Genomic DNA, 13,786 nt, shown 5'->3' on the forward strand with positions numbered 1-13,786 from the left:
GTCAGACCGTCACCACCATCTTGCCGGCATTGGCGAGCGGCGTGGTCACGCCGGACAGCATGGTGCGGATATGCGCTACGCGCTGGTAGCGGCCGTTGACGGAAATGCGCGGCAGCGCAAGCAGGTGGCGCGCATGCTCGGCCTGCAGCACGCCGTGCCGGGTGGTCACCGCCGAGGCGAAGCCGGCCTCTTGCGCGAGTTTCACCTCGCGGCAGCCCACCGCGCTGGCGTAGCCGTAGGGATAGGCCATGTGCCGCGGCCGCTGCCCGATCTTCTCCTCGATCACGTCGGCGGCGCCGGCGATCTGGCGGCGTGCCTCGTCCTCGTCGAGGCGACGCAGATTGTGATGATTGAGCGTGTGCGCGCCGATCGTGACCAGCGGATGCCGGGCCATCTCGCCGATCTCGTGCCAGTCCATCAGCGATCTGCGGCCCGGCTCGAGCGGATCGACGCCATGCCGCTCGGCGAGGGCACTCAGAAAGGCGGGGGTTTCCCTTTCCGCCACCCGCCGTCCGAGATGATCGTGCAGCCATGCATTCGACGCCAGGCGTTTGGCCGGTGTCGAGCAATCCAGGACAACCTCTCCGGCGGCAGTCGGCACCCTCACCTGCGCATTGCGCTCGACGATCTCCTCGACGACGTCCCACCACAGGAAGGCCGTGCCGTCGATCAGCGCCGGCGCGACATAGACGGCGATCGGCACGCCATGGCGCTCCAGGACCGGCAAGGCTTCAACGAGATTGTCGCGATAGCCGTCGTCCGCCGTCATCACGGCGAAATTGCCGCCGCCGGCACCCATGTGCCCGAGCGCGTCGTCCAGGGTGACGAAGCGGTAGCCGTCCGCCTTCATGCCGGTGATCAGCTCGTCGAGAAAGTCCGGGGCGATGGTGAGGTGCCGGTTCATCCCGTGCGGCCGGGCCGGGCTGGCGGTGACGCGATGCAGCATCAGGATGGCGCCGACACCGCCGACGAACGGACGCACCAGCGGGGCGAGCCCGGAATATCTGGCGAGGTTGAGCGCCAGCTTCCGGATCGCCTCTCCCGCGTCGAGCATTCATTCACCTTTTGCGTCTAGCCTTTGCACCAGGGAAGCTGCGACGCGGAGCCTCTCGCCCTGCTTACGCGCGAAGGATTGAAGGATGGTTGACGCCGCGCTCGGAGCGACAGGACCGGCCGGCGCCGCCCTGACCGCCTCGCGGCCGACGATCCCGGCTGTCCGCATCAGCGCCGAGGCCGTTTCCGCCGAGACGATGGCCACTCTTGCAGCGCTCGCCCACACGGGTATCTTCGCGCCGCCGCAAAGTCCTGCCTGGACAGGCGCATGGATCGCGGCGGTCGCTCCCGATACGCTCGCCGTCATCGTGGCCGAAGGCGACCGGCCGGTATTCGCGCTGGTGCTCGAAGTCGTGGGCAAGGGCCCGTGCCGGGTGGCCCGCTTTCCCGGCGGCACGCATGCCAACGGCAATTTCGCCCTCGCCGATGCAAGTTGGCTCGCGACGGCGCAGCCGCGGGTGTTCCGCGACCTGGCGGCGGCCGTCAGGAGCGCACGCCCCGATATCGACCTGCTTGCCCTGGAACGGCTGCTGCCCGAGCTTGGCGGGCTGAGGAACCCGCTGCTCGCCTTGCCGCATTTCAAAAGCGCCAACCTGTCGCTCGCCGTTGGCCTGGACGGCGGATTCGCCAGGCTGGTCGCCGGGCGCAGCGGCAAGCACAAGCGCAAGAAGCACCGCTCGCAGGCGCGCAAATACGAGGCCGCCGGCGGCTTCCGGCGCATCGAGGCGGAGACGGAAGAGCAGGTGGACCGGCTGCTGCAAGCGTTCTTCGCCATGAAGGCGTGCCGCTTCCGCAAGGCCGGCATCGTCGACGTCTTCGCCGATCCCAGCGTCCAGGCCTTCTTCCGAAAACTGTTCCACGAGGCGCTGCCGCTCTCGCCGAAGCCCTTTGTGCTGCATGCGCTGGAGGTGGGTGGGGTGCCCCGCGCGGTCACCGGGTCGAGCCGCTGCGGCGACCGGCTGATCTGCGAGTTCGGAGCGATCGCCGACGACGAGGTCGCGCAGGCCAGCCCCGGCGAGTTCCTGTTCTTCGAGAACATTCGCGAGGCCTGCGAGGAAGGCCTCGCCGTCTACGACTTCAGCGTCGGCGACGAGCAATACAAGCGGCTGTGGTGCGATATCGAGACCCAGCATCTCGACGTGCTGGTGCCGCTGACCCTGAAAGGCAGGCTGGTCGCCGGCATGATGCGACTGTTCGCCGGCATGAAGGCGCGGGTCAAGAACAGTCCGACGGTGTGGCGGCTGACCAAGGCATTGCGGCGGCGGGCAGTCGGCAACAAGGCCGATGCCGGCCCGGCCGAGGAGTAGCGCGCCGCAATGGCGATGCTATGCGGCCACCGTGCGATCCGGCGGCAGCGGGAAAAGATGATCGCCGGGCGTCACCAGGGTCAGGCCGTCGTAGCTTGAGGCGAGGTCGTCGCGGGCGCGCAGCACCTCCTCGACCGGTTCGAGCGCACTTACCAGGATTTCCGTGCCTTCCGAAACCAGCCGGCGGATGCTGGCTGCCCCGGCCGGTCCGCACTCGATGATGACTACATCGTAGGCGGCGCCCAGCGTGTCGACGATGGCCGGAAGCCGCTCGACCGCCCGCATGGCCTGGCGCTGGTCGGCTTCGCCCACCGGAATGACGTGGCAGTCGGAATAGCGGTCAGCGTGGATGGCGTCGACGAATTCGGCCGTGCCGGCGAGCAGGTCGGTGATACCCGGCAATTCCTCGCCGTCCAGCATCGGCCGGGACGCGGCGCCGGTACGGGTCAGGTCGATGAGCAGCACGCGCAGGCCGGCATCCGCCACCGCGCGCGCCACCAGGACGGCGCTCGCTGCCGCCTCGTCACCTTCGGGCGAAATGAACAGCGCCCGCGACGCCCCGCCGGCGACCAGCCTTTCGGCCGCCGCCGCGACCGACATCTCGTCGTCGTCCGGCGCTTCGGCGGTGCCGGACAACGCCATGCTCCCCTCCCCGACCGGCGGCTCGGGCATGCGCACTTCGTCGACCGGCTCCACCAGCCTGCCCTCGGCCGGCCGCATGGCGCGACCCGAGAACAGTTCGCGCAGCAGCACGCCGATGCTCATGAGCAGCAGCGATGCGGCGAAGGTGGCGCCGGCGATCGGGATCACCTTGGGGAAATAGGGCTCGAGCGGAACCAGGGCCGGGGAAAAAACCCGCGCGTCCACCGGCAGATAGTTGCCGTCGCGGCGCGACGCCGCCTCGCGATAGCGGGCGAGGTAGGATTCCAGCAGGTCGCGCTGGGCGGCGGCCTCGCGCTCCAGCGCGCGCAGTTCCACCTCCTTCTCGCCGACCCGCGAGGATTCGGCCTTGAGGCGATTGAGATCGGCAACCAGCTGATCCTCGCGCAGCTTGGCGGAATCCGCTGTCTTGCGTAGGCTTTGCAGGATCTTGCCGGCCTCGGCGGTGACCTGGCGGTCGAGATCGGCGAGCTGGGCGCGCATGGCGCGGATGCGCGGATGGTTGTCGAGCAGGGTCGTCGACAGGTCGGCCACGTCGGCCCTGAGCTGTACCTCCCGCTCGCGCAGCCGCTGAATCAGGTCGGAGGACAGCACGTCGGGAAAGGCGTCGAGCGATCCGCCACTCTCGATGGCGAGGCGGACGCTTTCGGCGTTGGCCTCTGCGGCCGCCCGGTTGGCGCGGGTGCGCGACAGCTCGGTCGACAGCTCGGAAAGCTGCTGGGTGGCCAGCGCCGAATTGTTCTGGCCGACGAGCAGGTCTGACTGCGAGCGGAACGCGGCAACGCGCGCCTCCGCCTCCTTGACGCGGGCCGTCAGCGCCTGGATTTCCGGCTCCAGCCACTCGGTGGCGGCGGAGTTGGACTGCTGCTTGGCGTCGCGGCTGAAGGCGAGATAGGCGTCGGCGATGGCGTTGGGGATCTCGGCGGCGAGCCTGGGGTCCTCCGACGAGAACTCGATGGCGATGACGCGCGACTTCTCCACCCGGTACACCGACAGCTTCTCGCGGAAGGCTTCCAGCACCCGCTCCTCCGCCGGCACGCCGGACGTGTCGCTTTTCAGCCCGACCATGATCAGGAGGCGCCCGAGCAGCGACGGATTGATCGCCTTCTCGAACTCCGGCAGGCTGGCGAGGTCGAATTTCCGGGCGATGTCCTTGAGGATGTCGTTGGAGGTGATCATCTCGACCTGGCTGGCGACCCCCTCCTCGTCGAGCATGGGCCGGCTGTCGGCGTTCTCGCCCTGCGGCCGGGTGAAGACCGATTCCCGCGCCTCGATGAGAAGACGCGTTTCGGCCTTGTAGTGGGGCGTGGCGATCGAGGCGAGCGCGAAGGCAAGCGCCGACAGGGCGACGGCGACCACGAGGATGCGCTTCCAGTCCCGCAACAGGCTGGCGAAAAGTCGTCCGAGGTCGACGTCGACGTCGCTTGCGGTCGAACTCATGGCTGACATACGCGCAACTCCGGCTTTGCGTCGCGCCGACCGTAAACAACTATGGTAACTCAGCCGTTAAGAAGGCTTGCCCGGCACTAACCCGGCTTCGGCCGCGGCCCGCCGGGAAACAAGATCGCCGAAGCCTTTTACGCGGTGTTAACCCTAATCATTCGATAACGGCGGGCATTGAACGCGCCGGATCATGCGGCGCTCATGAAGGGCAGTCCGCCGGCATGAAGACCTGGGCCTCCATCCTATCCGCACTGGCGCTGGCGACGGCCTTGGGCGGGTGCTCGGGCTACCGGCCGGCACCGGAGGCCTTTCACGCGGCCCTCAACCAGCCCTACCGGCTCGGCGCCGGCGACCGCGTCCGCGTCACCGTGTTCGAGCAGGAAAGCCTGACCAACACCTACAACGTCGACTCCGCTGGCTACGTCGCCTTCCCGCTCGTCGGCTCGGTGCCGGCGCGCGGGCGCACCGTGCAGCAGCTGGAGGGCGACATCGCCGCCCGATTGCGCGAAGGCTACCTGCGCGACCCCGACGTATCGGTGGAGGTCGACCAGTACCGGCCGATCTTCGTGATGGGCGAGGTCGGGGCGGCCGGCCAGTATTCCTACGTGCCGGGCCTCACCGTGCAGAAGGCGGTCGCCATGGCCGGCGGCTTCACCCCCCGCGCCAACCAGAACAGCGTCGACATCACCCGCGACATCAACGGAAAAGTCATGACCGGCCGCGTCGTCACCTCCGATCCGCTGATGCCGGGCGACACGATCTACGTGCGCGAACGGCTGTTCTGAGCGACCGGGCGGCGGCGGTGACCGTGACCCCTCCCCTGCGGATCGTCCACTGCTTCCGCTCGCCGGTCGGCGGCATTTTCCGCCATGTGCGCGACCTCACCGAGGCGCAGGTCGCCGCCGGACACAAGGTCGGCATCGTCTGCGATTCGACCACCGGCGGTGCCTTCGAGGAACGCCTGTTCACGGCCATGTCCGACCGGCTCGAGCTCGGCGTCCACCGCACGCCGATGCAGCGCCACATCGGCCCCGGCGACGTCGCCGCGGCATGGAGAACCTTCAAGATCATCAAGGAATTGCAGCCGAACGTCCTGCATGGCCATGGCGCCAAGGGCGGCGTCTATGCGCGTCTGTTCGGCTCACTGTTGCGGGTTTCAAGGTCTCGCGTAGCCCGCCTCTATTCGCCGCATGGCGGCAGCCTCCACTATGACGAGAACACCGCGACCGGAAAGGTCTTCTTCCTGCTGGAGCGGCTGATGGGAGGCTTTACCGACCACCTTTTGTTCGTCTCCGACTACGAGCGGCGCGCCTACCGCAAGAAGGTCGGCGAGCCGCCGATCCCCAACGCGCTGGTCTACAACGGCCTGCGCGCGGCTGAGTTCGAGCCTGTCCCCCTCAAGGCCGACGCGGCCGATTTCCTCTATATCGGCATGATGCGCGACCTGAAGGGGCCTGACCTCTTCATCGACGCGCTCGCCCAGGTGGAGATCCGCGCCGGCCGGCCGGTGACGGCCGATATGGTCGGCGACGGCGACGATTTGCCGAAATACCGCCAGCAGGCAGCCACGCTCGGACTGGCCGAGCGCATCCGCTTCCATGCGCCGATGCCGGCCCGCGAGGCTTTCGGGCTTGGTCGCACCATCGTAGTGCCGTCGCGCGCCGAGGCCATGCCCTATATCGTTCTGGAGGCGCTGGCGGCAGGCAAGCCGATGGTGGCGACGGCGGTCGGCGGCATACCGGAGATTTTCGGAGAGGGATCGCCCGTGCTGGCCACCCCCGATTCCGGAGCGCTCGCCGACAGGATGACACGCGCCCTGCTCGACCCGCCGGGTTTCGTGGCCCTCATGCCGTCGGCCGAGGAACTGCGCGCCCGCTTCGGCGCCGACGTGATGGCCGCCCGCATCGAGCAGGCCTATCGGGAGACGCTCGCGCGCTGACCCGCGTCTCCGGCGGTGCCGCCGACGCAGACGCCGTCGACCCATACCTGCCGTATGTTCGCCCTGCCGGCGTTGAGCACGATCTTCTGGAATACGTCCTCGGGTTCGTCCAGATCCGGCCAGACCCGCACATTCGAGCCGTCTGCCTCGACATCGATGCGCAATGCATCGAACTTGCAGCCGGCCGCGAACTTGCCGACGTCGAGCCCCAGCGCTTCTCCCCCACCGGCGGTCGCCAGCCAGAACGCCTCGGCCACGGTGATGCGGGCGTCCGCCACGCCGCGCCGGTCTCGCGGCAGGCCGGCGTCGACGCCACCCTGGCGCATCCGCCCCGCCATCAGCGCGTGCCGGCATCCGTCGAGGAGCGACGGGCTGTGCCCGCCGGAGATGTCGGTCCCCAATCCGACTCGCACATTGCGGTCGAGCGCCTCGCGCAGCGGGAACACCGCCTCGGCGAAATAGGCGTTCGACAGCGGGCAGTGTGCCACCGCGGCGCCGCGCGCGCGGATCAGGTCGAGATCGTCGTCCGACACGAAGTTGGAATGGGCAAGGACCGTATGCTGCCGCAATAGGCCGAACCCAGCCAGGACGGCGGCATCCGAGCGCCCGAAGCGCTGCTCGACGAAGCTTTTTTCCCAGTCGCTTTCGGAGCAGTGGGTCTGCACCAGGCAGCCGGTTTCGGCGGCCAGCCGCCCCAGGGCCGCCAGCAGCTCGTCGGTGCAGCTCGGGATGAAGCGGGGCGTGATGATCGGGTGGACCAGCGCGTCGCCGCCCGGCGCGATCGCCCGCACCGCCTCGATGAAACGCCGCATCTCGTCGAGCGCCGTCGCGGCATTTTCATCCCGGTAAAAGGGCGGGCACTGATCCGGATCGTCCATCGCCACCTTGCCCACGAAGGCCCGCTGTCCCCTCGCCCGGCAGATTTCGGCGAGAGCCAGCGACGCCTCCATATGGATCGTGGCGAAGTACACGGCCGTCGTGGTGCCGTTGGCGACCAGGCCCGAGACCAGATCGTCATAGATCGTCCGCGCGAACGCGACGTCGGCATAGCGGGCCTCGAGCGGAAACGTATGTTTCCGCAGCCATACCTCGAGCGGCACGTCGAGCGCCTTTCCCAGCTGCGGCCACTGCGGCGCATGGATGTGCAGGTCGACCAGGCCCGGCAGCAGGACCTCGCCGGCTCCCAGCTCGACAAGTCTGCCTTGTTCGGCGGCGCGCGCCCTGGCCGCGTCATGGTCGCCGCTGCCTTGCGCGATCACCTCGGTTATGCGGCCATCGCCCGCAACGACGATCAGCGCGTCCCGCAGGACCTCCAGCCGCCCGCGCGCCGGCGTGTGGAAAGCGGTTCCGAAAATGACCTTGTCGCGCAATTTCCTGTTCCTCCGACTGTCCGGAACCTTCTTGCTGCCACGCAGCACGGCTTCGAACGCCTCGCGGCCCAATGGCGACTACACCTGAACCGGATGAAGGTCCCACAGAATCTACCGGCAGCCGGTGCGGCCTACGTGCAGACTCGATCAAACTGTCCGGGCAACTTCAAGGGATTGTTAGCTGAGGCTTGCTAGGTTGCGGCAGGACTCCTGCGGACACAAACCAGCAATGAACCAGGTCGACCCTGCCCAGCGCTTCTCGGTGGACGCCGTGCGCCAGTTCGAGGCCGACGACGCTATGAAGCCGGCAAGCGCCAAGCTCGGCAAGGTCGCGCAGCAGGTGGCCTCGCAGTACCGGCGCGATACGATGTCGCCGATCATGGTCGGCGGCGTGCTGCGGCTCGCCGAGTTCGCCATCCTGCTGGTTTCCGGCATCGCCATCTTCGCCTGGCATGTCGGCCTGGAGACCCATCTCTACTGGCACTACCCGATCGTGATCGCCGCCGCGTCGCTGCTCACCGTGATCGGCCTGGAAGTCGGAGACTGCTACCAGGTCGGCGCCCTGATGCGGCCGAGCCGCTATCTCGGCCGCATGCTGCTCATCTGGACGGGCGCCTTCGCGGTGCTGGCGGTGGCCGGCTTCTTCCTGAAGATTTCCGAGGATTTCTCGCGGCTGCTGTTCGGCCTGTGGTTCGTGACCGGCCTGGTGCTGGTGCTGGCGCTGCGGCTGGTCATGGCGCGGGTCATCCGCCGCTGGGCGCGCAACGGCCGCATGGAGCGCCGCGCCCTCATCGTCGGCGGCGGCAAGGCGGCCGAGGGGCTGATCCGCTCGATCGAGCAGCAGCCCTACAACGACATCCGCATCTGCGGCATCTTCGACGACCGCGACGACAAGCGCTCGCCGCCGATCGTCGCCGGTTATCCCAAGCTCGGCAACATCTCGGAGCTGATCGAGTTCGCCCGCATCGCCCGCATCGACATGCTGATCGTGTCGCTGCCGATCACCGCCGAGACGCGCGTGCTGTCGCTGCTGAAGAAGCTCTGGGTGCTGCCGGTCGACATCCGCCTGTCGGCGCACAACAACCAGCTGCAGTTCCGGCCGCGCTCCTATTCCTTTATCGGCTCGGTGCCGCTGCTCGACATCTTCGACAAGCCCATCAACGACTGGGATTCGGTCGCCAAGCGCGCCTTCGACATCGTCTTCTCGATCGTCGGCATCGCCGTCTTCTCGCCGGTCATGCTGGCCACCGCGATCGCCATCAAGCTCGACAGCAAGGGACCTGTCCTGTTCAAGCAGAAGCGCCACGGCTTCAACAACGAGGAGATCGAGGTCCTCAAGTTCCGCTCCATGTATGCCGAGCAGTCGGACCCCACGGCCAAGAAGAGCGTGACCAGGAACGATCCGCGCGTCACCCGCGTCGGCCGCTTCATCCGGAAAACCTCGATCGACGAGCTGCCGCAGTTCTTCAACGCGCTGTTCGGCTCGCTGTCGCTGGTCGGCCCGCGCCCGCATGCGGTGGCGGCGCAATCGCACAACCTGCTCTACACCGAGGTCGTCGACGGCTATTTCGCCCGCCACCGCGTCAAACCCGGCGTCACCGGCTGGGCGCAGATCAATGGCTGGCGCGGCGAGATGGATACCGACGAGAAGATCAAGATGCGCACCGAATACGATCTCCACTACATCGAGAACTGGTCGCTCTGGCTGGACCTCAAGATCCTGGTGCTGACGCCGATCCGCCTGCTCAACACGGAAAACGCCTATTGAGCGCGGTCGCCGCACCCGTTCCGCCGCGGGCCGTCAACGCCAAGCTGGTCGAGCTCATCTCGACCGCGGCCATCGCGCTCGGCATCCTGCTGTCCGGCTTCGTCATCCGCGAGCCGGCGCCGTATGAACTCTACATGGCCGGCCTGGTCGGGGTGTGGGCGCTGTTCGGCCTGCGCATCTCGCGCACCATCGTGCCGCTGCTGGTGCTGCTCGTCGTCTTCAATATCGGCGGCATGATCTCGATGACGCAGATGGACGATCTGGCGTCGACTCCGCTCTACATCGCCGTGTCGCTGTTCCTCGCCTTCACGGCGGTGTTCTTCGCCGCCGTCGTCGAGGCGCGGCCAAGCCTGCTGCGCACCATCTTCGCCGCCTACGTCGTCGCCGCCGTCGGCACCTCGATGCTCGGCGTGCTCGGCTACTTCCACGCCTTTCCCGGCGCCGAGATCTTCACCAAGTTCGAGCGCGCCGCCGGCGCGTTCCAGGACCCGAACGTGTTCGGCCCTTTTCTGACGCTGCCCGGCATCTGGCTGCTGCACCGGCTGATGACCGGCAGCGTCGCCAGGATGCCGGTCTACGCCGTCCCGCTTCTCATCATCGTCGCCGGCATCTTCTTTTCGTTCTCGCGCGGCGCCTGGGGGCTGTTCTTCGTCTCGGCCGTGCTGCTCATCGCCGGGCTGTTCATGCAGAGCGGCAACGGCGTGTTCCGGCTGCGCATCGTCGTGATGACCGTCGGCGTCGTGGCGCTGTTCCTGCTGGCGCTGCTGGTGCTGCTGCAGATACCAGCGGTGGCGGACCTGTTCACGACGCGCGCGCAGCTCGCCCAGGATTACGATTCGGCCCGGCTCGGCCGCTTCGCCCGCCACGCCATCGGCTTCCAGATGGCGATGGAGCACCCGTTCGGCATCGGCCCGCTGGTGTTCGGCCTGATCTACCGGGAAGACACCCACAACATCTGGCTGAAGGCGCTGCTCGACTACGGCTGGCTGGGTTTCGCAGCCTATCTGACGCTGATCCTGTGGACGCTCGCTGGCGGCTTGCGCATCCTGTTCCGCGACCGCCCGTGGCAGCCCTATCTTCTGTGCGCCTACGTCACGCTGGTCGGCCATGTCGGGCTGGGCACGGTGATCGACACCGACCACTGGCGGCACTTCTACCTGCTGCTCGGCCTGATCTGGGGAATGATGGCGCTGGAGGCGCGCCACCAGCGAGCGCTGGATATCCGCCAGGTTCCACAGCGCCGGCTCGGAATTTCGGTTGACCGCGCGCGACTTTCACCTGTAGACAGCAGCCGGTCCGGAGTGTAGCGCAGCCCGGTAGCGCACTTGACTGGGGGTCAAGGGGTCGTGGGTTCGAATCCCGCCACTCCGACCATTTTCCGATTTTTTATGAGGCTGTCGTGCAGCCGCTTCGGCGGCGGAGTGACCGCTCGCTCCCCTGCATCGGAACTGAAAACCGCGCCGCGACGTTCTCTTGAATCAAAGGAGACGTGGCATGTCCAAGGTCATCTATCGCGTGGTCGAGCATGACGGCGGCTGGGCCTACAAGGTCGGCGACGTCTATTCCGAGACCTTTCCTACCTATGACGAAGCCATGGCAGCGGCGCGCACCGCCGCCTCCGAGCAGCAGGTCGGCGGCAGCACGGAAGGCATCGAATTCCAGGACGCCGAAGGGAACTGGCACGAGGAGGTGGCGCCTGGCGGCGACCGGCCGGCCACCGAGGTCGAGGGCCGGTCGTGAGATTCCGACACCCGGTCACGATCCATCTCGAGGGGCAGGACATCTGCGTCGACGGGGTGGTCCCGGCCCTCGACATCCTGACGGAAGCATGGCCGCAGCAGCGCGGCCCGCGTCACCGCGACGCGCTCGATACCTGCCTCAAGGTGGTAGATGGCCACCGTTCGACGATCGACGCCGAGACCCGGTTCCGCGAGGCGGCTGAGGAAGCCGGGATTCTCGTTTCACCGCACCGATAGTCAGGCCCACACCCACAGGCTGCGAGCCGCGTTCGGCGCGTCATCGAAGCTCGCAAAAATTCCCGCTGATTTTTCAGGCGTGGCGGGCTCGCGCCTCTGGATGAGGACCGGCGTGCCGGCGGTCAATCGGCGACGGAGGCGAGAGGCTCAGCGCACCTGGTCGAGCAGCCGCTTGCATTCGAGCAGATCGAACAGCGCCTCCTGCAGCAGCGCGCGGTTGTCGCGCGACAGCTTTGCGGCGTCCGGCTGCACCGGGCCTTCTTCCTCGGCCTTGCCGAGGCCGAAGAAGCGGCGGCTGGGTTTTGCCTTCGGCTCGCCGACCAGCAGCTCGTCGTCGCCGCGCGGCTGGGCGGCCGGCGTCAGCGGGATGGCCGCGGCCTGCTTGCGCTGCGCGATCGCCTCGATCGCCGCGACGTCGCCATTGCCGACGGCGACGATGAACTGGTTGCCGCTTTCGCGCAGCAGCTTCTGCACGCCCTTGATGGTGTAGCCCTGGTCATAGAGCATGTTCTTGATGCCCTTGATCAGGTCGACATCCTGCGGCCGGTAATAGCGGCGGCCGCCGCCGCGCTTCATCGGCTTGATCTGGTTGAAGCGCGTCTCCCAGAAGCGCAGCACATGCTGCGGCAGGTCGAGATCCTCCGCGACTTCGGAAATGGTGCGGAAAGCGTCTGGGCTCTTGTCCATGGGTCACCACCTGGTCTCAGGAAGGGAGATGCCCGAAGCGCCTCGGCGGCATGCGAAAGCCGAGCCGATTCGTGATTCATTTCAGACCTTTGCGGCACGGATTTCAAGGCCCGCGCCAAGGCGCGGAGCCGTCATCAACCGGCATTTTGGGGCGAAGCCGGCTATTTTGCCGTCTTGGACCGCTGCTGGTGGGCCCGCAGGATGCGGTTCTTCAGCACGTTCGACGCCTTGAACGTCATGACCCGGCGCGGCAGGATCGGCACCTCCTCGCCCGTCTTCGGGTTGCGGCCGATGCGCTCGTTCTTGCCGCGCACCTGGAAGGTGGCGAAGGAGGACAGCTTCACCGTCTCGCCGCGAACGATAGCCTCGCATATCTCGTCGAGCACGGACTCGACCAGCTGGGCGGATTCGGTACGGGAAAGGCCCACCTTGCGGTAGACGGCCTCAGCGAGATCGGCGCGCGTAAGTGTCTTTCCCGCCATGACTTTTCTGACCCTCCTCAATGGCCGCGATAGGGCTACAGGACGTTAGGAAATTGCCCAGATGAGGTCAAGAACCGAACCGACCGGTTCGCATGAATGCGCTCTTTACCCCGGTCAGCCGACCGGGCCTACCAGCGGATCAGCACCGCCCCCCAGGTAAAGCCGCCGCCCATCGCTTCCAGCATCACCAGATCGCCCTTGCGGATGCGGCCGTCCTTGACCGCGACGTCCAGCGCCAGCGGCACGGACGCTGCCGAGGTGTTGCCGTGCAGGTCGACGGTCACCACCACCTTCTCCTCGGCGATGCCGAGCTTTTTGGCCGAGGCGTCGATGATGCGCTTGTTGGCCTGGTGCGGCACGAACCAGGACAGGTCGTCGGCGGTGATGCCCGCCTGCGCGAACGTGCCCTCGACCACGTCGGTGATCATGCCCGCAGCGTGCTTGAAGACCTCGCGGCCCTCCATGCGGAGCTGGCCGACCGTGCCGGTGGTCGAGGGGCCGCCGTCGACATAGAGCTTGTCCTTGTGGGTGCCGTCTGAGCGCAGGCTCGCCGCCAGCACGCCGCGGTCGGCGACGCTGCCCTCGCCTTCATGCGCCTCCAGAACCAGCGCGCCGGCGCCGTCGCCGAACAACACGCAGGTGGTGCGGTCGCTCCAGTCGAGGATGCGCGAGAAGGTCTCGGAGCCGATGACCAGCGCGCGCTTGCACAGGCCGGCGCGGATGTGCGCGTCGGCGGTGGCGACCGCGTAGACGAAGCCGCTGCACACGGCCTGCATGTCGAAGGCGAAGCCGTGGCGGATGCCGAGACGCTGCTGCACTTCCACGGCGGTTGCCGGAAAGGTGTTGTTCGGCGTCGAGGTGGCGAGCACGATCAGGTCGATGTCCCGGGGCTCCAGCCCGCCATTGGCGAGCGCGGCCCGCGCCGCCGCCTCGCCCAGCGAAGCGGTGGTCTCGCCGTCGCCGGCGATGTAGCGCTGGCGGATGCCGGTGCGCTGCACGATCCACTCGTCCGAGGTGTCGACGAGACCTTCGAACTCGGTATTCTTCATGATGCGGCGCGGCAGCGCTGAGCCGACCCCACGCACGACGGATCTGAGCATT

The 13,786-nt window shown here is 67.4% G+C and carries 13 protein-coding genes and 1 tRNA gene; 8 read left to right on the top strand and 6 right to left on the bottom strand.

The features are described from left to right. Window position 1: 1 nt before the first annotated feature. The gene (locus tag C7I84_RS00890) at window positions 2–1,054 is read right to left on the bottom strand and encodes a polysaccharide deacetylase family protein (protein WP_106770255.1); all 1,053 of its coding nucleotides are present in this window, start codon (window positions 1,052–1,054) and stop codon (window positions 2–4) included. Window positions 1,055–1,139: 85 nt separating this feature from the next. On the opposite strand from C7I84_RS00890, the gene C7I84_RS00895 reads away from it, so the two are divergent. Then, a complete protein-coding gene (locus C7I84_RS00895; protein ID WP_106770256.1) occupies window positions 1,140–2,360 on the top strand; it encodes a GNAT family N-acetyltransferase in 1,221 nt (406 codons plus the stop codon). Between the two features lie 18 nt (window positions 2,361–2,378). On the opposite strand, the gene C7I84_RS00900 is transcribed toward C7I84_RS00895, so the two are convergent. Then, window positions 2,379–4,469: a GumC family protein gene (locus tag C7I84_RS00900; protein WP_106770257.1), complete on the bottom strand. Its 2,091-nt coding sequence runs from the start codon at window positions 4,467–4,469 to the stop codon at window positions 2,379–2,381. A 215-nt stretch (window positions 4,470–4,684) separates the two neighbouring features. On the opposite strand from C7I84_RS00900, the gene C7I84_RS00905 reads away from it, so the two are divergent. Both C7I84_RS00905 and C7I84_RS00910 read left to right on the top strand, forming a co-directional pair. Continuing rightward, window positions 4,685–5,248, top strand: a complete 564-nt coding sequence (locus tag C7I84_RS00905; RefSeq protein WP_106770258.1) for a polysaccharide biosynthesis/export family protein — start codon at window positions 4,685–4,687, stop codon at window positions 5,246–5,248. Between the two features lie 23 nt (window positions 5,249–5,271). Then, complete coding sequence (locus tag C7I84_RS00910; RefSeq protein ID WP_106770430.1) at window positions 5,272–6,402, top strand: glycosyltransferase; 1,131 nt, start codon at window positions 5,272–5,274, stop codon at window positions 6,400–6,402. On the opposite strand, the gene guaD is transcribed toward C7I84_RS00910, so the two are convergent. Next, complete coding sequence (gene guaD / locus C7I84_RS00915) at window positions 6,378–7,844, bottom strand: guanine deaminase (protein ID WP_245428270.1); 1,467 nt, start codon at window positions 7,842–7,844, stop codon at window positions 6,378–6,380. The two genes, C7I84_RS00910 and guaD, sit on opposite strands and share 25 nt — an antisense overlap. A 157-nt stretch (window positions 7,845–8,001) precedes the next feature. Between guaD and C7I84_RS00920 the strand changes: the two genes are divergently transcribed. The 5 genes from C7I84_RS00920 (at window position 8,002) to C7I84_RS00940 (ending at window position 11,516) form a co-directional block, all read left to right on the top strand. Beyond that, the gene (locus C7I84_RS00920) at window positions 8,002–9,540 is read left to right on the top strand and encodes an undecaprenyl-phosphate glucose phosphotransferase (RefSeq protein ID WP_106770260.1); all 1,539 of its coding nucleotides are present in this window, start codon (window positions 8,002–8,004) and stop codon (window positions 9,538–9,540) included. Continuing rightward, entirely contained in the window at window positions 9,537–10,847 is a 1,311-nt protein-coding gene (locus C7I84_RS00925) for an O-antigen ligase family protein (RefSeq protein WP_120785107.1), read from the top strand. Before C7I84_RS00920 ends, C7I84_RS00925 begins: the two co-directional genes overlap by 4 nt. Beyond that, a tRNA-Pro gene (locus C7I84_RS00930) sits at window positions 10,838–10,914 on the top strand. Before C7I84_RS00925 ends, C7I84_RS00930 begins: the two co-directional genes overlap by 10 nt. Window positions 10,915–11,034: 120 nt before the next feature. Further along, the gene (locus tag C7I84_RS00935; protein ID WP_106770261.1) at window positions 11,035–11,280 is read left to right on the top strand and encodes a DUF2188 domain-containing protein; all 246 of its coding nucleotides are present in this window, start codon (window positions 11,035–11,037) and stop codon (window positions 11,278–11,280) included. Then, window positions 11,277–11,516 carry a DUF982 domain-containing protein gene (locus C7I84_RS00940; protein WP_106770262.1) on the top strand — a complete coding sequence of 80 codons (240 nt, stop codon included), beginning with the start codon at window positions 11,277–11,279 and terminating at the stop codon, window positions 11,514–11,516. Before C7I84_RS00935 ends, C7I84_RS00940 begins: the two co-directional genes overlap by 4 nt. A gap of 147 nt (window positions 11,517–11,663) precedes the next feature. Here C7I84_RS00940 and C7I84_RS00945 read toward each other — a convergent pair whose 3' ends face one another. From C7I84_RS00945 to C7I84_RS00955, 3 genes are all read right to left on the bottom strand, one after another. Beyond that, entirely contained in the window at window positions 11,664–12,203 is a 540-nt protein-coding gene (locus tag C7I84_RS00945; protein ID WP_106770263.1) for a MerR family transcriptional regulator, read from the bottom strand. A gap of 161 nt (window positions 12,204–12,364) precedes the next feature. Further along, entirely contained in the window at window positions 12,365–12,685 is a 321-nt protein-coding gene (locus C7I84_RS00950) for an integration host factor subunit alpha (protein ID WP_106770264.1), read from the bottom strand. A 128-nt stretch (window positions 12,686–12,813) separates the two neighbouring features. Then, window positions 12,814–13,785 carry a beta-ketoacyl-ACP synthase III gene (locus tag C7I84_RS00955; protein ID WP_106770265.1) on the bottom strand — a complete coding sequence of 324 codons (972 nt, stop codon included), beginning with the start codon at window positions 13,783–13,785 and terminating at the stop codon, window positions 12,814–12,816. Window position 13,786: the final 1 nt, after the last annotated feature.

Source organism: Kumtagia ephedrae (genome assembly GCF_003012745.1).
Taxonomy (GTDB): Bacteria; Pseudomonadota; Alphaproteobacteria; order Rhizobiales; family Rhizobiaceae; genus Kumtagia; species Kumtagia ephedrae.